This window comes from Nitrospiria bacterium (assembly GCA_035498035.1).
GTDB lineage: Bacteria > Nitrospirota > Nitrospiria > JACQBZ01 > JACQBZ01 > JACQBZ01.
Map to the genome: position 1 here is coordinate 96,283 of DATKAN010000038.1, position 24,598 is coordinate 120,880.

Consider the following 24,598-nt stretch of genomic DNA (forward strand, 5'->3'; position numbering starts at 1 on the left):
TTTAATCCTGTTTGACAAAATGCACCTTTACTTGAATCGGCTGTTTTTCATCGACCCGGAGATCCTTTCCCAAAAGAATCAGCTTGGTCTCGCGGACGAGTGTTCTCCGTGCGCCGGTGACGTCGATCGGGTCCGTCATGAGTTGGGTGAGCGGATCGACGATGCTTCGGGCGCCCTCAACCGTGACCCATGCCGGCGTGACCTCCACGCGATCAATCCGATAACCCGCGGCGGGGATGCCATATACCCGGGCCGAGACCTGGACCGCCCTTTTTAACAAGGCCTCCGTGCGGATCACGACGCGTCTCGGGTTGATCCAAGTGATTTGAGTATTGGAAGGGACCGCAATGACCGAGGGATCCAAAAAATAAACGTTATCACCTTCCCGGGCCTTCGTCAAATCCAGGGCGGCGCTCAGTCGATGGCCCGTTATCTGTTGGAGAATCCGCTCGGGACCTTTGATCCGAACATTCACGTCGTTGATCATGTCTCCGACGACAACCAGGCTGGGAGGGACGTTTTGCAATTCCAACGGAACGGTCAGTTCCATCTCCACCCCGCCCTTCGAATTCACGTAGAACCAGAGGATCACCGCGAAGGCGAGCGAGGTGATCTTGATCAGGTAGTTATCCAGCAGCAGGGCCTTCAGATGATTCAGAATCATTTGGAGCGGACCGGAAAGAACTCCTTTAATCGTTCAACCAGCGCCAGTCCTTCCCTTTTTTCCCGAAGGAAGATCCGGTTCAGGACCCGTCGAAGCGCGGCGGCGTCCAGTTCCCGGGTCAATTTCCCCCCGATAATGACCGAGATCGCTCCGGTTTCCTCCGAGACCACGATCACGACCGCATCGGTTTCCTCCGTGATTCCCAGCGCGGCCCGGTGACGGGTGCCGAGCATCTTGTTCACATCCGGGCTCAACGTCAAGGGCAGGAAACACCCGGCGGCAATCAAGCGGTCTCCCTTGATGATCACAGCGCCGTCGTGAAGCGGCGAATACGGCATAAAGAGGCTCAGGAGCAGCTCCTTGGACAATTTGGCGTCCAACGCCACGCCGACCTCCACGATGTCCTTCAGTTCGATCTCCCTTTCAAGAACGATGATCGCCCCCATTCTCTTGTTGGCCATCGAGATCACCGCGCGGATGATCTCTTCGAGCGTACGGGATTCCTCGCCGGTGTTCATGGTTCGATTGAACGGGGTCTGACCGATTTGGGCGAGGGCCCGGCGGATTTCGGGCTGAAAAAGTATGACGATGACCAGGACCATTTGGGCCCAGAAACTTGTTACCAGCCAATCCACCGTATAGAGCTCGACCGATTTGGATAGGATGGATGCGAGCAGAAGAAAGGTCAGTCCCACCAAGATCTTGAGGGCGCGTGTGCCCTTCAGGATCAGAAAAAGCCAGTACAGCATCGTGGCGACGATGGCGATGTCAAGAACATCCTGCCACCGCATGCTCAAAACCATCTCACGCATGTCGATCCCGCTTCATGGCCTCCACCATCCGGACCACGCGAACCATGGCCCTGACGTCGTGGACGCGGATGATGGAAGCCCCGTTCAAGACCCCTACGGCCACGGCCGCCGCCGTTCCCTCGAGCCGTTCCGCGACGGGCAACCCCAAGGCTTGACCGATAAAGGATTTACGCGACGGTCCGATCAGGAGAGGCCGGCCGATCGTGCCGAACTCCGCCAGCCGGGAGAGAATTTCCAGGTTGTGCTCGGTCGTTTTGCCGAAGCCGATGCCCGGATCCAGCACGATACGGTCCCGGGATATCCCCGACCGCTCAGCCCATTGAACCCGTGTTTCGAAAAAATCACGGATCTCAAGGATCACATCGGTGTACATCGGATGCGCTTGCATGGTTTTGGGCGTTCCCTGCATATGCATGAGCACAACCGGAACGCCTTCCCGGGCGACGAGAGGTCCCATTTCCGGATCGAAGCGCAGCGCGCTGATGTCATTGACGATCCGCGCCCCGGCTGCAAGGGCCCGCCGGGCGACTTCGGCTTTCATCGTGTCAATGGAGATCGGGATCCTGAGACGTTTTGCGAGAGATTCAATTACCGGTACCACACGCCGAATTTCCTCCTCCACGGGAACCGAATCTGCGCCCGGCCGGGAGGATTCCCCTCCAATGTCGATGAGATCGGCCCCCTCTTCGGCCAGGACTTCGGCCCGGCGGATCGCCTCGTCCGCTTTCAGGAAGAGTCCGCCGTCGGAAAAAGAATCCGGCGTGACATTCAATATGCCCATCAAGAGGGTTCGCGGTCCCAGAGAAAGTTCCAGACCGGGCCCCCGCAGATGGAAGGTCGGGGGATGTGTGGGGATCGCATGTTGCACGGGTTGTGATGCCAATCCAACCTCCTCTGCCCCGAAGCCGGCGGAAAGGGATCGAGCTGAGGATAAAAGAGGCGGGTCAGAATTGTGTGCGGGAACGATAAAGGTTATGCGGAAGCTCCTTCGATGAGCTTGTCTATTTCGGGCGCGTCCAGCACCTCTTTTTCCAGCAGGGCCTCCGCAATGGCCCGCAGTGCCTTTATATTCTCCCGTAGAATGTTCTTGGCCCGCTCGTAGTTGTCCATCACCAGCCGTTTCACCTCGTTGTCGATCTCGATGGCGGTGCTTTCGCTGTAATCGCGTCGGGTCGCTATCTCGCGTCCGAGGAAGATTTCTTCGTCCTTCTTTCCGAAGGTCAAGGGACCCAGTTTCTCGCTCATACCCCATTCGCAGATCATCTTCCGGGCGAGGTCCGTGGCCCGTTCGATGTCATTGCCGGCGCCGGTCGTGATGCGATTGAGGACGATTTCTTCGGCCGCGCGGCCTCCCATCAGAATGGCGATGTTGTTGTAAAGGAACTCCCGGGGAAAGGTGTAGCGGTCGTCCGTCGGCAGTTGCATCGTCAGACCCAAGGCCCGCCCTCGGGGAATGATGGTGACCTTATGGACCGGGTCCGTTCCCGGAATCATTCGTGCGACCAAGGCATGTCCCGCTTCATGGTAGGCCGTCGTGCGCTTTTCTTCGTCGCTCAGGACCATGCTTTTCCGTTCGACACCCATAAGGACTTTGTCTTTGGCCGCCTCAAAATCGGACATCTCGACGGCCTTCTTGTCCATCCGGGCCGCCAAAAGCGCGGCCTCATTGACGAGATTGGCCAGATCGGCGCCCGAAAAACCGGGGGTCCCGCGCGCGATCACTTCGAGGTTAACGTCTTTGCCCAGAGGAAAGCGTTTGGTGTGGACCCGAAGGACCTCGAGGCGACCCCGAACGTCCGGACGGGAGACCACAACCTGGCGGTCAAAACGGCCTGGACGGAGCAAGGCCGGATCCAGAACATCCGGCCGGTTTGTGGCGGCGATGAGGATCACCCCTTCGCTTGTCTCGAAGCCGTCCATTTCGACCAGCAGTTGGTTCAAGGTTTGCTCGCGTTCATCATGGCCTCCGCCCAAACCCGCGCCGCGGAGTCGTCCGACGGCATCGATTTCATCGATGAAAATAATGCAGGGAGCATTCTTCTTACCCTGTTCAAAGAGGTCCCGCACCCGCGAGGCTCCAACCCCGACAAACATCTCCACGAAATCGGAACCGCTGATCGAGAAAAAAGGGACGCCCGCTTCACCGGCTATGGCCTTGGCCAAGAGGGTTTTGCCCGTTCCGGGTGGGCCGACAATCAAAACCCCTTTGGGAATCCGGCCGCCCAATTTCTGGAATTTCGGAGGGTCCTTCAGAAACTCGATGATCTCCGTCACCTCTTCTTTCGCTTCATCGATTCCGGCCACGTCTGCGAAGGTGACTTTCTTCCGGTCTTCGGTCAGAAGGCGGGCCCGGCTTTTCCCGAAGGAAAGCGCCTTATTCCCGCCGATCTGCATTTGCCTCATCAGGAAGAACCATAGCACCAAAAACAGGACGAAAGGACCCCAAGTCACCAAAAAGGTGATATACCATGGACTTTCTTCCGGCGGTCGCGCCACGATCTTGACATTCTTGTCCCGCAGGAGTTTCACGAGATCCGGATATTCGACCGTATAGGTCCTGAATTTATTGCCGTCTTTTAACACCCCGTTGATTTGATTGGGCTTCATCGTGACTTCGGTGACATCCCCCTTCTCCAAGCGGGTCATGAAATCACTAAAAATGATCTCTTCCTCCAACGATTGGCTGGGGGCTTGAAAAAGATGGAACAACAATATCATAAAAAGACCTACGAGCAGCCAAAAGATCATGTTTTTCATTCTCGAGCTCACTAAACCTACCTCCTAAACCCTGAAGCAATTTAGAACAATTGGTCCCGCGGCAACCGCGGAAACAACGAAAATCATTTTAACACAGCTCCGTCATTCTTGCCAATAGAAAAGCTCCTCGGCTTCCGAGACCTTGTCCATCACCGCAATATAGGGAAGATTGCGATAACGGTTCTGGTAATCCAGGCCGTAGCCAACGACATATTTGTTCGGAAGAGTAAAACCCACGTAGTCGATCGAGACCCGGACCTTGCGGCGCTCCGGTTTGTCTAAGAGAGTGCAAACCTTGAGCGATTTAGGTTTCCGCGCCAAGAGCTGCTTTTTTAAAAAACTCACGGTCATCCCGGAATCGACAATGTCCTCCACGAGGAGAACGTCCTGGCCGTTCACATCCTCGGCCATATCCGACAGAATTTTGATCTTTCCTGCGACCGACCGTTTCTGTGTGGGTCGGGTGGTGACCACGATGAAGTCGACCCGGAGCAGGAGGCGAATGGCCCGCACAAGATCGGCGTAAAAGGCGAAGGCCCCCTTGAGTACGCCCACCATCAGCAGGTTCTTGTCGGCGTAATCCAGGGTGATCTGGTTGCCCAGCTCCCGAATCCGCTTCTGCATTTCATCTTGTGTGATGATCGGTCGCCCGAAAATTCGTTCCATCCCTGGTCCTTTCTTTGATAAGGGGCCCGCGTCGCTGATTATCGGAAAACGTTAATAGACCGGAGTGGTCGCCAGGATCGCCTTGGCTTTCCGGATGTCCTCTTCCATGTGACGGAGCAACTCCCGCTCGTCCTTAAACGTCTGTTCCGGTCGAATCCATTCTACAAAGGCTACCCGCAGCTGTTGATCGTATAAGTCCGGTTGAGGCTCGAATAGATGAGTCTCCACCATCCGTTCCAGCGGTCCCAGCGTGGGCTGAGTTCCGATGTAGCTTACTCCGGGCAAGGTGCGTCCTTTAAGCTCAACCTGCACCGCATAGATGCCGTTGGAGGGAATAACGAGTTCGTTCGAGGGCCGGAAATTCGCCGTCGGATACCCCAGGGCCCTTCCCCTTCGTGTTCCGGGGATGACCCGACCCTCGAGTCGATAGGATCTTCCCAGAAGTTCCCTCGCGGCGGCAACCCGGCCGGCCAAAAGGCATTCACGAATACGGGATGAACTGACCGGGGATCCCGCCACGGACACGGCCTCCACGGGATGCACCTGAAATCCCAAATCGTGCCCCAGTGCGGAAAGGTCCGTAATTGTTCCCCTTCGTTCTTTGCCAAACGCGAACTGGGCCCCCACGAATACTTCTTTTGCACCCAGGTCATCCCGGAGAATAGTTCGAGCGAATTCAGGGGGGGTCAGACTGGCGAATGAATGGGTGAAGGACACCAATCGAACCTGCCGGATTCCCATGGTCTCCATCCAATGCAGACGCTCCTCGAACGTCATTAAAAACTTCAGGTCCATGGCGGGGGCCAAGACCTTCAGTGGATGCGGTTCGAAGGTCAATACGATGCCGGTTCCCCCCGCGGTCTTTGCCCGATCAACCGTCTGTCTCAGAATGGCCTGATGGCCGCGATGGACTCCGTCAAAATTGCCGATGGCCACGACCGGATAAACCGGTTTCTGATCTTGTTGGGTATAATCCCGAATGATCTCCACGAACGGACATCGCCTTCTCAAGGCCGCAGAAGCCGGGCCGCATCTTTGGCATAATAGGTCAGGATCAGGTCTGCGCCGGCCCGTCGGATCGAGGTGAGCGTTTCCATCATCACCCGGTTCTCGTCCAGCCACTTTAATCGCGCGGCCGCTTTCAGCATGGCATATTCACCGCTGACATGGTAGGCTGCCACCGGTACATTGAACGCGCTCCGGACGCGATAGATCACATCCAAATAGGGGAGCGCCGGTTTGACCATCACGATATCCGCGCCTTCATCGATGTCCATCGCGACCTCCCGCAGCGCCTCGCGGACATTGGGCGGATCCATCTGATACGATTTTCGGTCCCCGAATTGGGGCATCGAATCGGCCGCTTCCCGAAACGGCCCGTAGAAAGCCGAGGCATATTTGGCCGCATAGGACAGGATCGGGGTCATTTCGAAGCCTTCGCGGTCCAGCGCCGAGCGAATGGCCTGGACTCGACCGTCCATCATATCGGACGGCGCGACCAGGTCCGCTCCGGCCTTGGCATGAGAAACCGCTTCGCGGGCCAACAATTCCAATGTCGGATCGTTCAGGACGCGGTTTCCTTTCACCACGCCGCAATGACCATGATTCGTGTATTCGCAAAGACAGACATCCGTGATCACGACGAGATCGGGCACGCGATCCTTGAGGGCCGTTACGGCCTGTTGGATGATGCCGGTCGGGGAATAGGCCTCTGAACCGCGTCCATCTTTTTTCCGGGGGATTCCGAACAAAATGACGGCCGGGATACCCAGGTTTAGGATTTCCTGAGACTCTTTGATCAGAGAATCGATCGAAAGCTGATAGGTGCCCGGCATCGAGGCGATCTCTTTTCGGACCCCCTTCCCGTGAGTGACGAATAGGGGGCAGATGAGGTTTTCGACAGATAGCGCCGTTTCCTGGACCATTTTCCGGAGCAGGGGCGACTGTCGGAGTCTTCGCGGGCGTGATTGGGGAAAAGACATCGGTTCTCGGAACCTTTCAGCTCGCCGGCTTTGTAAAATGTTCCACGATGGCCTGTGCCAGAGAGGGAATGGTGGAATCTTTGGGTAAAATCTGCACGGTCATTCCGTACTCTTCGACCGTCTTGGCCGTGATCGGCCCGATGCAGGCCACTACCACGCCGTCTAAGAGACGCCGGGTGTCTTCCGGCCCGAACATCTCGACGAAATTTCTGACGGTGGATGAACTGGTGAATGTTATAACAGAAATTTGACGGCCTTGCAAAAGATTTTTGACCCAATCCAGGTCACGGACCGGACGAACGGTGCGGTAGGCCGTTACCACATCCACCAGGGCTCCCATCCGGGTCAAGGCTTCCGGCAAGACGTCGCGAGCCACCTCCGCCCTCGGAATCAGGATCCGTTGGCCTTTGAGGCGCTGTAGGCCCATTTGCTCGATCAGGGCCTCGGCGACATATTCCTCCGGCATCAAGTCCACGCAGATTCCCATTCGCTCGATCTCTTGGGCGGTTCGGGGACCGATGGCGCAGAGTTTGATTCCCTTCAGCGCCCGGACGTCCTTTCCACCGGCCTTAAGGCGCTCGAGAAAGTAAAGGACACCGTTGACGCTGGTAAATATCAGCCAGTGGTATTCTTCGATCTTGCGGATCGCGCCGTCCAAGGCCGTCCACGACTCCGGCGGAACCACCTCGATGGTGGGAAATTCCACGGGGTCGGCCCCGTAGAGTTTGAGGAGATCGGTAAACTCGGTCGCCTGGTCCCGTGCCCGCGTCACAAGAACGCGCTTTCCGAACAACGGTCGGCCTTCGAACCAATTGAGTTTTTCCCGCAACTTAACCACCTCCCCTACGATGATCAGCCCCGGCGGTTTGAGTGCCTCGTCCCGAACCCTGCCGACGATGGTTTCCATCGTGCCCACCACCGTTCGCTGTTCCGGCTTTGTTCCCCAGCGAATGACGGCCACCGGTGTCTGAGGCGTCCGGCCGTGCCGGGTCAGTTGCCGCACGATTTCCGGAAGGTTGCTCAGGCCCATAAAAAACACCAACGTTCCCCGGTCGGGGAGTTGATCCCAAGGCACATGTCCGTCCCGCTTGTCCGGATCTTCATGTCCGGTGACAAAGGTCACGATGGAGGCGACGTCCCGATGAGTCAAGGGAATTCCGGCATAGGCCGGTACTCCGACGGCCGCCGTTACCCCCGGAACGATTTCAAACGGAATTCCCGCGGCGGATGCGGCCGCGGCTTCTTCGCCGCCCCGGCCGAAAATAAAGGGATCGCCGCCCTTGAGCCGCACCACGATATTTCCCCGACGGGCTTTCTCGATTAATAGGTGATTGATTTCCTCCTGACCGAGATGGGCTTCCCCTCCCTTTTTGCCGACGAATATCCGTTCGACCTGGGGTCGGGTGTATCGAAGAAATTCCTCGTTGGCCAGGTAATCGTAAACGATGACGTCGGCCTGTTCGATGCAGGCCTTGCCTTTGATGGTTAAAAGACCCGGGTCGCCGGGTCCGGCACCGATCAGGTATATTCTTCCGGTCCGGTCGATGGGACGCATGGCCTCATTGGTAAATTTCCCGTAAGATGGCCTCTGCGCCTTGCGCCAAAAGACGTTCCGCAAGGTCAAGACCCAGCGTTTCCGGCTGCTCGGGATCGCCGGCTATACCGTCACGAATCACCCGCTTTCCATCCACACTCGCCACCAGGCCTTCCAGGACCAAGCGCTCCTCGTCCCGGATCTGAGCATAGGCTGCGACCGGCACTTGGCAGCCGCCTTCCAGCCGTTTCAAGAAGGCCCGCTCGGCCCGCACGCACCGGCTGGTGATCGCATGGTTAAACCGGATCAGAATTGAATTGATCTCTTGATTCGAGACGTGGCATTCCAGACCCAAGGCCCCCTGACCGATGGCCGGAACACAGAGCTCGGGGTCCAGATATTCCGTGATCCGGTCTTCCCATCCCATTCGACGCATCCCGGCCGCCGCCAAGACAATCGCGGCCAGCCCTTCCTTTTCTATCTTCTTGAGGCGGGTATCGAGATTGCCTCGTAACGGAACGATTTCAAAATCCGGCCGCCGATGTCGGATTTGGGACTGTCGGCGAAGGCTGCTGGTGCCGATTCGAGCCCCATGCGGCAGATCCAAAAGTCGTTTGCCGTCCCGGCTGATGACGGCGTCCCGCGGATCTTCCCGACGGGTAATGGCGGCCAGATGAAGGCCTTCCGGGAGGAAGGTGGGCACATCCTTCATGCTGTGGACGGCCAGTGCGATCTCTTCGCGGAACAGGGCTTCCTCGATCTCTTTTACGAACAGACCTTTTCCGCCAACCTTGGCTAGGGGAACGTCCGTGATCTTGTCTCCGGTCGTCTTGATTTTTTTCAGTCGAACCTCCAGATTCGGGAAGGCCGCCTCGATCCCTTCCTTTATCAGATTCGCCTGGCAAAGCGCCAAAGCGCTTCCCCGCGTGCCGATGATGAGTTTCCGTGACATGGGCTGAATCCACGCCTCTTACTTTTCCCGACGGCCCTCCGGGTGTCGATTTCGGATCCCGGCGCAGATCGAATGATTATTTCGTTTCTGCGTCTTCTCCCGGATCGGCCGATTCTTCTTTATCGGAGGCTGCGGGTTGGGAGCGGCGGTGAAGGTCTTTATCCAGATTGAATAACCGGCGGACGGCTTCCGCATACAGAGCGCCGTTTTTCGAACGGGCTTCGTCTTTTAAGGCCACCAGCGGAGAGTGAAGGAGCTTGTTGATAACCGAAGCGACCAATCCGTCCACCACCTCCCGTTGTTCGGGAGAAAGGCGGCCCAGTTTCGAAATAAATTTATTTACTTCCGCTCGACGGATCTCCTCGGCTTTTTCTCGAAGCGCCATGATCGTCGGGACCACCTCCAGGGACTTGAGCCATTTGTTGATCGCCTGGAGTTCTTCGGAAAGGATCCCTTCCGCCTTAAAGGCCTCTTTTTGCCGGCCTTCCAGATTGGTGTCCACGATCAACTGGAGGTCGTCAATATCGTACAGAAAAACGTTGTCGATTCGGTTCACGTGCGGGTCGATATTCCGCGGGACCGAGATGTCGATCAAAAAGATGGGGCGGTTCTTACGGCGTTGGATGGCCTTGTCGATATGCTCCTCGGAAATGACGTAATGCGACGCCCCCGTGGAGCAGATGAGGATATCGGCCTCGGACAAATAACGGGGGAACTCTTCCAGCCGAAGCGGAATGCCGTCGAACCGTTTCGCCATCTCGATGGCGTTATCGAAGTTTCGCGTGGTGATCATGACCTTCCGAACGCCGTTGTCCAGCAAGTGGCGCACCGCCAGTTCCGCCATCTCCCCGGCGCCCACAAGCAAGGCCTCCTTTCCCTCCAAGTGACCGAAAATCTTTTTGGCCAGTTCCACGGCCGCGAAGCTGATCGAAACGGCGTTCTCCGCAATTTTGGTTTCGGTTCGCACGCGCTTGGCCACCGAGATGGCCTTTCGAAAAACTTTATTCAGGATCACACCCGTCGCCTTTTGATGCATGGCGATATCAAAGGCCTCTTTAACCTGGCCCAGAATTTGCGGTTCCCCGATCACCATCGAGTCCAGACTGGACGCGACGCGAAAAACATGGCGGATGGCATCGTCCGACGAATACAGATAAAGGCTGGCGTTCCATTCCTCGGGAGACAGACCGGCATGGTAGTCCTCGAAGAACTCTTTGATCCGCTGGAAACCGGTCTGGATCTGTTGAACCACGGCGCAGACCTCCACCCGATTGCACGTGGACAGAATCAATGCCTCGTCGATTCCGTGATAGGATTTTAGCCGGATCAGGGCTTCACGGATCTGGGCATCGGAAATCGAAAACTTTTCGCGGATTTCTATTGGCGCGGTTCTGTGGTTTAATCCGACAACAATGATATCCAACGACAACTCCGTTAATAGGGGCTTGCCTCGCCGTCAAATTCGGTGGGAGCCCTGCGGATCATGCTGAGGAAGCAGGCTGATGTTTAGAGAAAGGCGTGCTGCCCTTTCCAAACCAAATCTACACCCACAAAGGAGAAGATCACTCCGATGAAACCGATGATGGCGAGATAGGCGGCTTTCTTGGCCCGCCATCCGACCGTGATCCGCCCGTGCAGCACAATCAGGTAAAAGAGCCAAATCGCCAGCGTGAAGATCTCACGCGGGTCCCAGTACCATCCCGATACATATCCCGCGCCCCACGCGCCGATGATAATTCCCAGCGTGAGAAGGCCGAAACCCAGAATGATGGCTTTATGATTCAGATCATCCAGGATATCCAATGATGGGAGTTTATTGTAAAGATTGTTAAATTGTTTGGATTTAAGCAGGCGTTCCTGAATGAGATACATGACCCCCACTAAAAAGGCGATGGCGAAGGCCACGGCGCCCAACAGGGCCAAGGCGGTGTGAGTATAAACCCAGGCCGTGCGCATAGCCATATCCGGAGACCGCATTTCGGTGGGCAGCATGGCACCCGACAACAGCGAGATCAAAGCCAACGGCAGGACAAAGGAGCCCAGGATGTGAATGCGAAAGCGCAGTTCCACAAGCAGAAAAACCAGAACGAGGGCCCAAGCAAAGAAGGCCATCGCATCAAAAAGACGGGTCAGTGAGACATAACCCGCCTCAATCATGCGGTTCAGAAGCGTTATGGTGTGGAATACAAAACCGATCCCGGTCAGCACCAGGGAAAACCTGGAGAACGACTCCTTTTTTCCGGCAAGTAGATAGATGAGGAAAGTCACGGTGCCGAAAAAATAGAAAGCAAGGGTAATTTTAAAGAAAAGGACATTCATTATTATTGACCTCGCATGGTAAGCGATTATAACTGTTTAAAAAAGTCCATGTCAAGGTTCGCAAGACATCCCTTGGTTGAAGCACAACTTATGGATAATTCATGAAAAATAATAAGCACTTTTCAAGGTGAAACCGCCGAAAAAACGTGTTGAAATAACCCCCGCATTATTATATATTATATTTCAGTCACAAAGAGCCGGGAAGGCAATCATTCCGGGCCGGCTCTCGCGTGAATGAAAAAGTGAATTCTCGAGGTGGGCTGTGCTCCAGATGAAAGTTAGAGGGTTGATGTACGACCCTTTCAATAATGCCTTCATTATCATTTTGCGAGATGATCAGGAAAAAGAGGTTTTACCGATCTGGATTGGGAAGCCGGAAGCCGGCGCGATCAGTTTTGCATTGGAAGGGGTTTTTACCCCACGCCCCATGACCCATGACCTGATGAAGAACATCCTGGAAAGCAGCAATGCCAAGGTGATCAGTGTCGTCCTCACGGACCTGAAAGACAACACTTATTTCGCAAAGATTCATGTTTTCTACGGGGATTCGGAATATACGATTGATTCACGTCCCAGCGATGCCATCGCACTGGCCCTCCGGGTGGACGCGCCCATTTTTGCAACCGAGGATGTGATTCAGAAACACAGCACGGAGGAGCTCGATCGCTGGTTGGACAATCTTCGTCCGGAAGATTTCGGAAAATACGACGCATAGGTCGGGATGAGAAAAAGACAATCCGGCGTAAATGGTCTCGGATGCGTTCGCGAAAGGGAAATTCGGTTCAATCATTTTGGGATTGGATCAGGCCTCATGGCATGCCTGGTGGCGTGGTTGACGCTGGGCTGTGCCACCATCGACGATCTCTCTACGGAATCCTATCGCGAAGTGGGTCTTCCGCCCAATCTGTTTGAACAACAGGCCTTGGGGCTGCTTCCTCTCTTTGGCCACGGCACACTCCGTGGTTACCTTTCCACGGCGGACGGGATCTTTCTGGAGAGTTTCCGGCAGCACCGAGCCGGCCAAACCTGGATCGATCCTCACGAAACCCTGAAGCGCATTCGCGAAGCCGGTCTTGAGGGGGTTTATCAAAATTTGGTGAAAGAATATTCGGTCCAGCAACCTCCCCAGCAGGATCCGCTTCAGCAGATCGGCAAGGCGGTGGGAACCCGGTACCTGCTTCTGACCGAGTTGCAAAGACTTGAAATGACCGAAGGGGCGACACAGGTCCAGCTGAACGGTCGTGTTTGGGATACCGAAAAAGGTGAAATCCTCTGGGAGGGCACCGGCGAAAGCCGCGGCTATGTCTTTTTGATTTTCCCCCGGGCCCCTTCCAGTTTTGAGAAGACGATGGCGGTCGCGAGCGACGGTCTGATTCAGCGCCTGCCATTTTAACGACGGGGAACCGAATTACAATGGATATCAAATTAAGTGTGCAGAGTGTGTTGACCGATCCCAAGACCGAAACCCAAGTGGTGCTGTTGCGGGCGGAGGGCAACAAAGAGGTCTTGCCGATCTGGGTCGGGGTTACGGAAGGGAGCGCGATCAAGTTCGCGCTGGAGGGGATCCTTCCGACCCGCCCGATGACGCACGATCTCCTCAAGAACGTCCTGGATCATCTGGGTCTCCGGGTCCAGAAGGTGATCATTACGGAAATCAAGAACAACACGTACTATGCCTTGGTCTATATCGAATCGCACGGCAGCCTGCTGAGCATCGACGCCCGTCCCAGCGATGCCATCGCCTTGGCCCTCCGCACCCATGTGCCGATTTATGCCGCCAATGAAGTCTTCAAGGAAAGGGGGGGCGAAAGCCTTGATGCCTGGCTGGAAAAGTTGGGACCGAAAGACTCAGGGGAACATACCGTGTAACGATCGCTTTCCTTGCTGCCCCCGCCCTTTTTTGATTCCTGCCTCAGAAGCACCTCAACGCCGATATGAACGCCGAGTTCGACCCAGATCTTCATCCTGAACGCCTGAACAGACTGTTTTTTTGCAACACGCCTTTTCTGTTCGGATAACGCCTTAGGGCTCAACCTTCCGCACGGGGAACCGTGAATGCGTTGGCATAATCCTTGCTGCAGTAGGATTGCACAAGGAGCCGACTCGATGTCAAGACCCTTAGTGGGGATGGCCGTTTGCTATCTGACAGGCAGCGCTCTTGGTGAAGCCTGGACTTATTATCCATTGACCACGATCGGATTTGCAAGCGTCGGAGCCGTGCTGATCTCCGCTTTGCGACCCCGGCGGGAAAATCTCATCCAGGTCGGGGGAGCTGTCTTATTGATTTGTTTGGGAGCGGTTCGATTCCAAAGCGTTGCGCGGATAAATCCAGCTGATGATCTGGCCCGATTCACATCCGGGGAAGCGGTACGATTCGTCGGGGTTATCGAAGAGCCGCTTCAACACGGGCCGGAGTCCACGCGTCTTCTTCTGAAGGCCCGTTCGGTCCTTCAAAACGGGAAGGAATATCCGGTCCGTGGAATGCTGCGGCTTATCGTCCGAGATTTTGTCCCGGAACTGCGCTACGGTGATCAGATCTCAGCCGATCTACGGCTGCGTCCGGTTTCCGGACTCCACAATCCGGGAGGCTTCGATTATTCGGCCTACTTGTACAGAGAAGGAATTCGCGCTCTGGCCGTCGTTCATCGCCCGGAGTCAATCTCGCGGCTGTCGGTCGGCGGGTTTGTGCCGTTGCGCAGGATCTATGACTGGAGAGAGCGAATTCGGAATGTGTTGAACGGGTCTCTTTCACCGGCCTCGTCCGCCATGTATCAAGCGATGCTCATCGGAGAGACCGGAGCATTGAGTCCCGAGATCCGTGAGGCTTTCATGATCTCGGGCACGACCCACCTGCTATCGATTTCGGGTTCCCATCTGGCGTTGGTGGCTTTGGTTGTCTTTCATCTGTCGGTCCGGATTTTTCGGCAAATGCCAGCCCAATGGCTTTTGTCCGTCAGCCGGCGATGGACCGTCACGCGGTTCGGGATCCTGGCCACCCTTGCCCCGGTTGTATTCTATACGCTCCTGGCCGGCGCGCAGATCGCGACGGTTCGCTCTCTCATCATGATCCTCATCTATCTCACCGCCCTATGGTTCCAGCGGGCCGACGATCCATTGAATGCGTTGGCTGTGGCAGCTCTCCTCAGCGTACTTTGGGATCCTCAGGCGCTCTTCTCGATCTCCTTTCAACTTTCTTACCTGGCGGTCCTTGCGATGGCTCTGGCCGGCGGGGATCAGGTTTCGGTTCGGGAAACCGGAGAAATCAGGGCCCAGGACCCGGGAGGTGAATCCTCATGGGTGGGACGGTCATTGCAGAGGATCCGGGTCTATTTTTTGATAACGCTCGTGGCCGGGTCTGTCACGGTTCCGTTGACGGCGTTCTATTTTAACCAGATAAGCTGGGTGGGTTTTCTGTCCAATCCGATCGTGGTTCCCTTTGTGGGAATGTTGATCGTCCCGCTGGGGTTGGTCTGCTCGGTCGGGGCGATTCTCTTTGACCGGACGACATTGCCGTTGTCCGGACTGAACGATGTTCTGGCAGGCGCACTTTACTCCTTGGTTCAATGGTTCGCTCGGCTCCCGGCGGCCGAGGTGCATGTTCCATCCCCTCCGGTCCTGGTCTTGGCGGTGGTCTACCTCACGGGGGCCCTCGTGTTTTCCCTCAGAGTAGATCGCGTCTTGAAGTGGACCGCGATCGGTTTGTGCGTTCTAATCACGACGGTATGGATCGTGAGGTTGTTGGAGTCCCGGCCGGAGGGGCGGCTGCGCGTGACCTTTCTCGATGTGGGACAGGGGGATGCCGCGTGGATTGAAATGCCGGATGGAAAAACGATGCTGATCGACGGTGGCGGCGCGTACGGCAACTATGATCTCGGTCGATTGGCCGTTGCCCCCTATCTCTGGAACGCCGGTCATTGGCGGATCGATTACCTGGTCGCGAGCCATCCTCAGCTGGATCACATGGGCGGGCTGGTCTATATCGCGCGGAAATTTCAAGTGGGCGAACTTTGGACGAACGGCCTGCAGAAAGAGGCGGTTTTTTATGACCGGTTTCGCCAGGTTGTGTCGGCCAAGGCGATTCCGGAAAAACAGGTTACGGGAAGTGGATTTCCGTTGCTGGGGGGCCCGGTGCGGATCGTGCCGCTGCATCCCCAAATGGCGGACCCTGATGGACCTGATAACGATCAATCCCTGGTCCTGCGTGTTGCGTACGGACGGGAGGCGCTTTTGTTCACCGGAGACATCGAAAAAGCGGCGGAGAGGGAACTTCTCCGGTGGGGGAATCTTCTCAAAAACACGGTCCTGAAAGTTCCGCACCATGGCAGCCGGACCTCGATCGATCCCGACTTTCTGGCCCGAGTGGCCCCGGATGTGGCGGTGATTTCGGTCGGTGCAAATAATCCTTATCGCCACCCGTCGCCGGAGACATTGTCCGTGTATCACGCCTTGAAGACGAAGGTCTACCGTACGGATCAGGACGGGGCGGTTCTGCTTGAGACGGACGGAAAAGGCCGAAGGGTTTGGACCTATCAAGACAGCGTTTCCCATCCGGTGGCGTGGGGACGTGGAATGGCGGCGGCTGAGGCCTCCAATCTCATGAAGGTATTCCATCGGTACTGGTTTGGTCCGGCTTGACAAAGGACGGGTCTATAGTAGAATTTAATTGACCATTTTCAAATAAAGGTGATCCGTGTCCGAGAAGGAATCCCAGAAAAACGGAGTGGAGTTCAAAAACAAAAAGCGCTTGGGCGATTTTCTGTTCGATGCGGGGCTGATCACCCGCGACCAACTCCAACGCGCCTTGAACGAGCAGAAACGGTTGGGAAAGAAGTTGGGAGAGACGCTCATCACCCTGCGCATCATTTCGGATGAGGCCCTGGCGCAGGCGCTCTCCACGCAACTGGGCTACCCCTTCGTGGATCTGAGCACAACGGCGCTTGAGCCGGACATCGTCATGGCCATCCCGGAAGCTCTGGCCAGCAAACAGTGCGCCATCCCGGTTTCGCTGGAAAATAAAACGATGACCGTGGCGATGGTCGATCCCCTCGACTATGAATGTCTGCGGGACCTCGGCTTTGCCAGCGGATTCCGGATCCAGCCGGTCATCGCGACGCGCAGGGATATCCTGGAAGCGATCGAGCGGTATTACAACATGAATACGTCGGTGGAGAGCATCGTTAAGGAAACGGCCCAGCAGTACGATGATTCCGTTCTCCAGATCATTCCGGAAATCGGCTCCGCGGTGGCCGATGCCCAATCTCTGGAAGAACGGAGCCGCCTGGCGCCGGTGATCCGCTTGGCCAATTTGATCATGACCAAGGCCATTCGGCAGCGCGCCAGCGATATTCACATTGAGCCCACCGCGCGGGATTTCCGCGTGCGGTATCGGATCGATGGCCTGCTCAAGGAAGACCTCCGGTTGCCGAAGTGGATCCACGGGGCGTTGATATCCCGCATGAAGATTTTAGGGCAGCTGAACATCGCCGAGCGGCGGTTGCCGCAGGACGGTTCGGTGCGCGTGCGATCGGATAACCGGGAGATCGATCTGAGGCTCTCCACTCTCCCGACCCAGTACGGGGAGAAAATGGTGATCCGCGTACTGGATCAGGGAAGGCTGGTGGTGGCGCTCGATACGCTGGGGGTGTCGCCCCAGAATTTATCCAAGATTCACTCGCTGATGCGGTGCAGAAGGGGCATCATCCTGGTCACCGGCCCGACCGGAAGCGGAAAGACGACGACCTTGTACTCCATGATCCATGCCATGCGGGATGAGGTGACGAACATCGTGACGGTGGAGAATCCCATCGAATATAACCTGGAAGGGGTGAATCAGGTTCAGATCAACACGGACATCGGTCTCACGTTTGCCCACTGTTTAAGGGCGATCCTCCGGCAGGACCCGAACGTGATCCTGATCGGCGAGATCCGGGACTTGGAAACGGCCGAGATTGCTTGCCGGGCGGCCATGACCGGCCACCTCGTGCTTTCAACAGTTCATACAAACGACGCGCCTTCCACGATCACGCGATTGGTCGACCTTGGCATACCGCGTTATCTGGTGGGATCGCTCGTCATGGGTGTCATTGCCCAACGCCTGGTGAGAAGCGTCTGCCCGCGGTGTAAAACCGTCACGCCGCCCCCCGTGGAAAGTCTGGTAAGTCTGCACATTCCCTTGGATTCGGTGAAGAGCGTGGATTTCTACTACGGCAAGGGTTGCAGCTACTGCCACTACATCGGCTATCAGGGCCGGACCGGGCTGTATGAAATCTTGGAAATGACGCCGCGGCTGAGAGAACTGGTCGTGTCCGGCGCGGCCGAACAGGACATCCGGTCCGCGGCCTTGGCTGCGAAGATGACATCGCTGGGGGAGGACGGCCTGAACAAAGTCAAGGCGGGTATCACGACGATCGAGGAGCTGGTGCGCGTGATCGAGGTCCGCGAGGATCTTCAAACTTTTTGTACGCATTGCGGACAGTCCATTCACATCGATTTCCAGGTCTGTCCGTATTGCGCTCATCCGGTGTCCCATCACTGTCATGCCTGCGGCAAACCGCTTCAGCCGGAATGGATCGTCTGCCCCTACTGCCGGATCCGCGTCGGCGAAGCCCCGCCGGCCCGTTTTTCCAAGGCGAAGCCCGCATAATCACCCCAGGCACGATGCCTCTCTTTAATGTATATCCCTTCCGGCTTCCGCCCGCGGACCGGTAGAGATGACCGGGTTCAATCGGCTATAATGATTCTATGGACTCATCCGAGATCGAACGCGAGGCTCAGCGAGTCGGTCGGGAAATTCTGACCCGCATGAAACGGGAGCGCCACTCCCTTTTTGAAAAAGAGTGGTGGCAGGGCCAGGTCCTTCGCTGGTGCATGGAGAATGAGTCTTTTAAGGTTGCATTCTTTCGATTCATCGACGTTCTGCCCAACCTGAAGTCCTCTGGGGACGTGGTGCGCCTTTTCCGGGAATATTTCGACCGTCCCGGGATCAATACCCCCCCGCTTCTTTCGTTGGGAATGAAGACCTTGATTCCGGGATCGCCCGCCGTTCCGCTGGCCGCCAAGGCCATCCGTGCCAATGTCGAAATGATGGCCCGATCTTTTATCGCCGGCCGGGATCTAGATACGGCCCGCCCCCACCTGGAGAAACTGAACCGTTCGGGCGCCGCCTGGTCGGTCTCGATGTTGGGGGAGGTGGCCGTCAGCGAGGAGGAATCCGAGGCGTACTTCCGTCGCTACCTGGATGCGATCGAACAACTCGCGGGCTTTTCAACCGATGATTTGTCATCGGCAATCTCGGGAGACCGGTTCGGTACGATCCCGCGCGCCAACCTTGCCGTCAAGCTTTCGTCGCTGTATTCCCAAACGGATCCTCTGGACTGGGAAGGGAGCCTTTCCGTCCTGACCGAGCGTCTTGTCCGCCTGCTGATCCTTGCCCGAGAGCGGGGCGCGCACATTCATCTTGACATGGAACATTACGCGATCAAGGGTCTTATCCTGGAGGCCTTCTCCCGCGCGATGAATCGCCCGGAGCTTTCGGGATTCAGAGACGCCGGGATCGTGATCCAGGCCTACCTTCGCGATTCGGAAGAGGACCTCGAACGAATCCTGGCCTGGGCCGCTAAACACCGGTGCGGGATTACCGTCCGCCTGGTGCGCGGCGCATACTGGGACTATGAATCGGTGACCCATCGCCAGAACGGCTGGACGGTCCCGGTCTATCTCGTCAAGGGGGAGACGGATGCCAACTACGAACGTCTCGCGGACCGGTTGCTTGCGGCGTCCGATACGGTGCGCGCGGCGTTCGGCACCCACAATGTCCGCAGCCTCGCGTCGGTCATTGCGACGGCCCGCAGCCGCGGGATCTCCGAGCGGGACTTCGAGATTCAAATGCTTTTCGGAATGGCCGGTCCGCTGCAGGATGCGCTGACCGGAATGGGATTTCGGGTCCGGATCTACACGCCGGTGGGTGAACTGATCACCGGAATGGCCTATTTGGTCCGCCGACTGCTCGAGAACACCTCGAATGAATCATTCCTTCGAAGCTATTTTGTGGAGGGTCAATCTCCCGAGTCCGTGTTGGCCGCGCCGGCCGCCGCGCCACTGCGCGAGCCGAAGATCGAGAGTTTTCAAAACGAGCCCCCTCTGGATTTCCGGGTCGACCGGGTCCGTTCCCAATTCTCCGATGCGGTCGCATCCGTGCGCGGACAACTTGGACGGGATTATCCGCTTTGGATCGCCGGGGAGGCGGTTCGGACCGACGACTGGATCGTGTCGATCAATCCGGCCCATCCCTCCGAAGTGGTGGGACGGTCCGCATCGGCGGGGACACAGGAAGCCGACCGGGCGATCGCCGCGGCCGAGGCGGCCGTAATGGAATGGTCCCGCCAACCGGCCGGGGAGCGGGCCGGGATACTTCGGCGCGCCGCCGAGAGCCTTCGGACGCGACGGATGGAATTATCCGCCTGGGAGGTGTTCGAGGTCGGCAAAACATGGCGGGAGGCCGATCGGGATGTGAACGAGGCCATCGATTTTCTTCGGTACTATGCCGATGAGATCGAGCGGAAAGCGCCCTCCCGTCGGCTGGGAGACTATCCGGGAGAGCGGAATCTCTATTCCTATGTCCCGATCGGGATCGGGGTCGTGATCGCGCCCTGGAACTTTCCGCTGGCGATCCCGGCCGGAATGGTCTCGGCCGCCCTGGCGGCCGGCAACGCAGTTTTGTTCAAACCCTCGGAACTGTCACCCGTCATGGGGTACCATCTGGTCAAAGCTTTTACGGAGGCCGGCCTCCCGGAGGGCGTCTTGGCCTATCTTCCCGGACGGGGCGAGATCGTGGGGGACTATCTCGTTCGCCATCCCGCCATCGGCTATATCACCTTCACCGGTTCCCGGGAAGTGGGCCTCGGAATCATCGAGCGGGCGGCCCGGCCGGCCGAGGGCCAGCGGCATGTCAAGCGGGTTGTGGCGGAGATGGGCGGAAAGAACGCCATTATTGTCGACGAGACGGCCGATTTGGACCTCGCCGTGCCGGGCGTGGTCCAGTCCGCGGTCGGCTTTCAGGGCCAGAAGTGCTCGGCCTGCTCACGCGCAATCGTCCTGGAGTCGGTTTATGACGCATTTCTCGGTCGGCTGATCGGGGCTTTGAAATCGCTTCGCATCGGTCCGCCGGAAGATCCGGCGACCGAGCTCGGGCCGGTCATCGATGCGGCGGCCCAGCGGCGGCTCCGGACGGCCATCGAGGAAGGAGCCCGGGAAGGACGGCTGATCCTTCAGGTGACGGAGGTCCCGCCGGAAGGTTTCTACGTCGGACCGGCCGTGATCGCGGATCTCGCCCCGGAATGCCGGATCGCTCGGGAAGAGCTTTTCGGTCCGGTTGTGGCCGTCCTGCGCGCGAAAAATCTGGACGAGGCGATCCGGATCGCCAATAACACGGACTACGCCCTGACCGGCGGGTTGTATTCGCGCAGCCCGGCCGCCATCGAGCGCGTGTCGAGGGAAATGACGGCGGGCAATCTCTACATCAACCGGGGTATCACGGGGGCCCTGGTCGGCCGGCAACCGTTCGGAGGCTATCGCCTATCGGGGGTGGGGTCAAAGGCGGGGGGGCCGGATTACCTGCTTCAGTTCATGATCCCGAAAGTGGTGACCGAAAACACGATGCGACGAGGTTTTGACTCAGCCGACTAATCCCTTCCGGGGTTTAAGGTTTAACCAATGCATTATCGATCAGACGGGTCTTGCCGATCCAGACCGCCAGCAACAAAACGACCGGTCCTTCAATCCGGCCCACCACGCTCAAGGTATCGGGATGAACGATCGCTACATAGTCGATTCGGGCCAACGGTTCTTCCTGGATCAATAGGGCCATGGCCTCCCGGACCGCCCCCGCGTCGCGCTCGCCCCGGTCAATTTGCGCCCTTCCGATTTGTAGGGCTCTGAATAGGACAAGAGCCGCCTTGCGCTCCTCGGCCGATAGGTAACGGTTGCGCGAGCTCAGGGCCAGCCCGTCGTTTTCACGGACGGTCGGACTCACGACGATCCTGACCGGGAAATTCAGGTCACGCACCAGTTGCCTGATGACCACGGTCTGCTGATAATCCTTTTGTCCGAAGAAGGCGACGTCCGGCCGGACGATCTGGAAGAGCTTCGCCACCACCGTCGCGACCCCCGAGAAGTGTCCCGGACGGAATGCACCCTCCAATATCTCGCCGATCCGTCCGACCCGGATCCGGGTGGCATGACCTTTAGGATAAACGGCGTCGGCCTCCGGCCTGAAAAGAAGGGCGGCCTTCTCGCGTCGGCAGAGGGCGGCGTCGCCCTTGGCGTCTCTTGGGTATCGGGCATAATCTTCGTTCGGTCCGAACTGGGCGGGATTGACAAAGATGCTCACGACGACCGCGTCACATCGCCGCCGCGCCGCCCGCATGAGCGAAAGATGCCCTTCATGCAACGCCCCCATCGTCGGGACGAAACCGATCGTCGCTCCGCTCCGCCGCCCTTCGGCCCACTTCGACATCTGGGGGATGCTTTGAATGATTCTCATGGAGCCATACAAAACGAAATGATTGCGGGTTTATTTTTTCGGAATGTAGTACTGAATTCCCTTCTTCATCTGCCGGATCTGATGGAGGAGATCATCGAGATCGGCCCGCCGGTTCACAAAGTCGATCTCCGAGGTTTGAACAACCAGAAGCGGGGACCCGGCGTATTGGAAAAAGTAATCGTTGTAGGCCTGGTTTAAGGTCTCGAGATAGTCGGGTGTCAACGGTTTTTCGTAATCCAGGCCGCGGCGACGAACGCGGTCCATCAAAACCTCGGGGCCGGCCTGAAGATAGATGACCAGATCCGGGGTCGGGATCGTGGGGTTCAGAAGAAAATAGAGCTGATCATACAAAGCCAGTTCGCTGGCTTCCAGGTTGATCGAGGCGAAGATCCGGTCCTTCGGGAAAAAATAGTCCGTGACCGTCGTCCGCTCGAACAGGTCCAACTGGGACAGTTCCTGGAGCTGGCGGTAACGGGAAAGGAGAAAAAAGATCTGGGTCTGGAAGGCGAGACGCTTGGGGTCTTTGTAGAATTCCTTCAGAAACGGGTTGTCCTCGGCGCGCTCCAAAACGAGTCTCCCGCTCAGTTCGCGGGCCAGGAGTTTGGCCAAACTGGTTTTTCCGACGCCGATCGGTCCTTCGATGACCAGATATTTGGGTCCTTTCGCCATCCCTATCCGGCCTTTTGTTCAAGGGGAAACGGCGCCCACCGGCGGACCTCCTGAAGGTCCCTGACCCCTTGCAGAAGTTGCAACGCCGTTTTGTGCAGTGTCGGGTGCTTCAGCTCCGGGGCGATCTCGGCCAGCGGCTCCAATACAAATCGCCGTTGATGGGCCCGGGGATGCGGGATCGTCACTTCGGGTCCCTGAATGACCCGGTCTCCGTAAAACAGAATGTCCAAATCGATGGTCCGAGGTCCGAAGCGCACGCTGCGCTTTCGGCCGAGGAACTGCTCCACCTCCTGGCAGGCCTGGAGGAGGTCGCGGGGAGAGAGCGTCGTTCGAACGGCCGTGACGCAGTTGATAAACCATTCCTGGTCCGTCCGCTCCAGAGGGGCGGTCTCGTAAAGGGATGAGACCGCGACGAGCGAGGTCTTCGGGAAACATGCGATGAACCGGACGGCCTCTTGGCAGTAGGCCTGCCGGTCGCCCATGTTGGAGCCGATTCCGATGTAAGCGATCACGGATTCCGTCATGACAGCAAACGCTCCATCCGGCCGACCGCTTCCATGAGCCGATCGTTCGGCACGGTCAGCGCCATCCGGATGTATCCCTGCCCGGATTTTCCGAATCCCGATCCGGGGGTGGTTACGATTCCGGCCCGGTCCAAAAGGTGCATCGTGAACTTCATGGCGGTGAAGCCCTTCGGAACGCCGACCCAGACATAGAACGTGGCTTTGGGCGGGTCGACCGACAGGCCGAGCCCCAAAAGACCCGAGACCAACGTGTCCCTTCGTTCCTGATAGACTTTCCGGATTTCATCCGTGATCGCTTCCCTCAAGTTCAACGCCTCAATCCCCGCCTCCTGGACGGCCTGGAAAACTCCCGAGTCGAGATTGCTTTTGACTTTTCCCAAGGCGGCCAGGATCCCGGGATGGCCTACCGCGAATCCGATCCGCCATCCGGTCATATTGAAGGTCTTTGAAAGCGAATGAAACTCAATTCCAACTTCCTTGGCCCCGTCCAGTTCCAGGAAACTCATCGGCCGTTCCCCGTCGAAGTAAACCTCCGAATACGCATTGTCGTGACAGACGATCAGCTTGTGGCGCCGGGCCAACCGAATCGCTTCTTTAAAAAATTCCTTTCCGGCGGTAGCCGAGGTCGGGTTGTTCGGGTAGTTGATGAACAAAACCCGCGCTTTTTTTAGGATCGCCTTTGGGATTCGGCCGAAATCCGGCAGAAAATGGTTTTCCTTTCGGAGCGGCATGAAATGGGACCGGCCACCTGCGAACAGGGTCCCGGCGTGATAGACCGGGTATCCCGGATCCGGGATCAAGGCCACATCTCCGGGATTGATGAAAGCCAGCGGAGCATGGCCGATGCCCTCTTTCGATCCGATCAGGGTCAGGACCTCGTTTTTTGGATCGAGACGGACCCCAAAGCGCCGCTGATACCAGTCGGCCGCCGCCTGTCGAAAGGTCAGCAGCCCTTCATAGGAGGGGTACTGATGATTTTTAGGGTCCTCGGAAGCGCGTTGGAGCCGCTGAATGATCGACACCGGGGTGGGGAGATCCGGGTCGCCGATTCCAAGGTTGATCAGGTCGGTTCCCTTGGCCAATGCCTTTTGCTTGAGTTGATCGATCGCCGCAAAGAGGTAGGGCGGAAGGTTTTTGATTCGATTTGCGAGATGGGGTTTCGGCATATAGAAAGAACCG

Annotated in this window: 21 protein-coding genes; 6 read left to right on the forward strand and 15 right to left on the reverse strand. The window is 57.4% G+C overall.

All coding sequences use genetic code 11. The features are described from left to right. Position 1 precedes the first annotated feature (1 nt). The 11 genes from VMN77_08100 to ccsA form a co-directional block, all read right to left on the reverse strand. Positions 2-664: a CdaR family protein gene (locus VMN77_08100; protein ID HTN43744.1), complete on the reverse strand. Its 663-nt coding sequence runs from the start codon at positions 662-664 to the stop codon at positions 2-4. Beyond that, positions 661-1,476 carry a diadenylate cyclase CdaA gene (cdaA, locus tag VMN77_08105; GenBank protein HTN43745.1) on the reverse strand — a complete coding sequence of 272 codons (816 nt, stop codon included), beginning with the start codon at positions 1,474-1,476 and terminating at the stop codon, positions 661-663. The genes VMN77_08100 and cdaA overlap by 4 nt, the downstream gene beginning before the upstream one ends. Then, a complete protein-coding gene (folP, locus tag VMN77_08110; GenBank protein ID HTN43746.1) occupies positions 1,469-2,359 on the reverse strand; it encodes a dihydropteroate synthase in 891 nt (296 codons plus the stop codon). The genes cdaA and folP overlap by 8 nt, the downstream gene beginning before the upstream one ends. Positions 2,360-2,448: 89 nt before the next feature. After that, entirely contained in the window at positions 2,449-4,233 is a 1,785-nt protein-coding gene (gene ftsH, locus VMN77_08115; GenBank protein HTN43747.1) for an ATP-dependent zinc metalloprotease FtsH, read from the reverse strand. A 102-nt stretch (positions 4,234-4,335) separates the two neighbouring features. Continuing rightward, positions 4,336-4,899, reverse strand: coding sequence for a hypoxanthine phosphoribosyltransferase (hpt, locus tag VMN77_08120; protein ID HTN43748.1), 564 nt, complete (start codon positions 4,897-4,899; stop codon positions 4,336-4,338). Between the two features lie 51 nt (positions 4,900-4,950). After that, entirely contained in the window at positions 4,951-5,889 is a 939-nt protein-coding gene (locus tag VMN77_08125) for a bifunctional riboflavin kinase/FAD synthetase (protein ID HTN43749.1), read from the reverse strand. Positions 5,890-5,906: 17 nt separating this feature from the next. After that, a complete protein-coding gene (gene hemB, locus VMN77_08130; GenBank protein ID HTN43750.1) occupies positions 5,907-6,881 on the reverse strand; it encodes a porphobilinogen synthase in 975 nt (324 codons plus the stop codon). Positions 6,882-6,897: 16 nt separating this feature from the next. Continuing rightward, the gene (gene cobA, locus VMN77_08135; protein ID HTN43751.1) at positions 6,898-8,436 is read right to left on the reverse strand and encodes a uroporphyrinogen-III C-methyltransferase; all 1,539 of its coding nucleotides are present in this window, start codon (positions 8,434-8,436) and stop codon (positions 6,898-6,900) included. A 4-nt stretch (positions 8,437-8,440) separates the two neighbouring features. Next, positions 8,441-9,367, reverse strand: coding sequence for a hydroxymethylbilane synthase (hemC, locus tag VMN77_08140; GenBank protein HTN43752.1), 927 nt, complete (start codon positions 9,365-9,367; stop codon positions 8,441-8,443). A gap of 76 nt (positions 9,368-9,443) precedes the next feature. Beyond that, positions 9,444-10,790, reverse strand: coding sequence for a glutamyl-tRNA reductase (gene hemA / locus VMN77_08145; GenBank protein ID HTN43753.1), 1,347 nt, complete (start codon positions 10,788-10,790; stop codon positions 9,444-9,446). A gap of 83 nt (positions 10,791-10,873) precedes the next feature. After that, a complete protein-coding gene (ccsA, locus tag VMN77_08150; GenBank protein ID HTN43754.1) occupies positions 10,874-11,686 on the reverse strand; it encodes a cytochrome c biogenesis protein CcsA in 813 nt (270 codons plus the stop codon). Positions 11,687-11,957: 271 nt separating this feature from the next. Here ccsA and VMN77_08155 point away from each other — a divergent pair, with 271 nt between their 5' ends. From VMN77_08155 to pruA, 6 genes are all read left to right on the forward strand, one after another. Next, complete coding sequence (locus tag VMN77_08155) at positions 11,958-12,401, forward strand: bifunctional nuclease family protein (protein ID HTN43755.1); 444 nt, start codon at positions 11,958-11,960, stop codon at positions 12,399-12,401. A 96-nt stretch (positions 12,402-12,497) separates the two neighbouring features. After that, complete coding sequence (locus VMN77_08160; protein HTN43756.1) at positions 12,498-13,079, forward strand: hypothetical protein; 582 nt, start codon at positions 12,498-12,500, stop codon at positions 13,077-13,079. Positions 13,080-13,099: 20 nt separating this feature from the next. Then, positions 13,100-13,555, forward strand: coding sequence for a bifunctional nuclease family protein (locus VMN77_08165; GenBank protein HTN43757.1), 456 nt, complete (start codon positions 13,100-13,102; stop codon positions 13,553-13,555). Between the two features lie 237 nt (positions 13,556-13,792). Then, positions 13,793-16,321 carry a DNA internalization-related competence protein ComEC/Rec2 gene (locus VMN77_08170; GenBank protein ID HTN43758.1) on the forward strand — a complete coding sequence of 843 codons (2,529 nt, stop codon included), beginning with the start codon at positions 13,793-13,795 and terminating at the stop codon, positions 16,319-16,321. A 55-nt stretch (positions 16,322-16,376) separates the two neighbouring features. After that, on the forward strand, positions 16,377-18,329 hold the full coding sequence (locus VMN77_08175) for an ATPase, T2SS/T4P/T4SS family (GenBank protein HTN43759.1): 1,953 nt from the start codon (positions 16,377-16,379) through the stop codon (positions 18,327-18,329). A gap of 98 nt (positions 18,330-18,427) precedes the next feature. Beyond that, on the forward strand, positions 18,428-21,370 hold the full coding sequence (gene pruA / locus VMN77_08180; protein HTN43760.1) for an L-glutamate gamma-semialdehyde dehydrogenase: 2,943 nt from the start codon (positions 18,428-18,430) through the stop codon (positions 21,368-21,370). Positions 21,371-21,383: 13 nt separating this feature from the next. Here the strand turns inward: pruA and panC are convergent, their stop codons facing one another. Genes panC through VMN77_08200 form a run of 4 tightly spaced genes read right to left on the reverse strand, consistent with a single transcriptional unit; the run spans position 21,384 to position 24,585 of the window. After that, a complete protein-coding gene (panC, locus tag VMN77_08185) occupies positions 21,384-22,226 on the reverse strand; it encodes a pantoate--beta-alanine ligase (protein HTN43761.1) in 843 nt (280 codons plus the stop codon). A gap of 30 nt (positions 22,227-22,256) precedes the next feature. Continuing rightward, entirely contained in the window at positions 22,257-22,895 is a 639-nt protein-coding gene (locus VMN77_08190) for a deoxynucleoside kinase (protein ID HTN43762.1), read from the reverse strand. Between the two features lie 2 nt (positions 22,896-22,897). Continuing rightward, a complete protein-coding gene (folK, locus tag VMN77_08195) occupies positions 22,898-23,419 on the reverse strand; it encodes a 2-amino-4-hydroxy-6-hydroxymethyldihydropteridine diphosphokinase (protein ID HTN43763.1) in 522 nt (173 codons plus the stop codon). Next, positions 23,416-24,585: an LL-diaminopimelate aminotransferase gene (locus VMN77_08200; protein HTN43764.1), complete on the reverse strand. Its 1,170-nt coding sequence runs from the start codon at positions 24,583-24,585 to the stop codon at positions 23,416-23,418. The genes folK and VMN77_08200 overlap by 4 nt, the downstream gene beginning before the upstream one ends. Between the last annotated feature and the right edge of the window lie 13 nt (positions 24,586-24,598).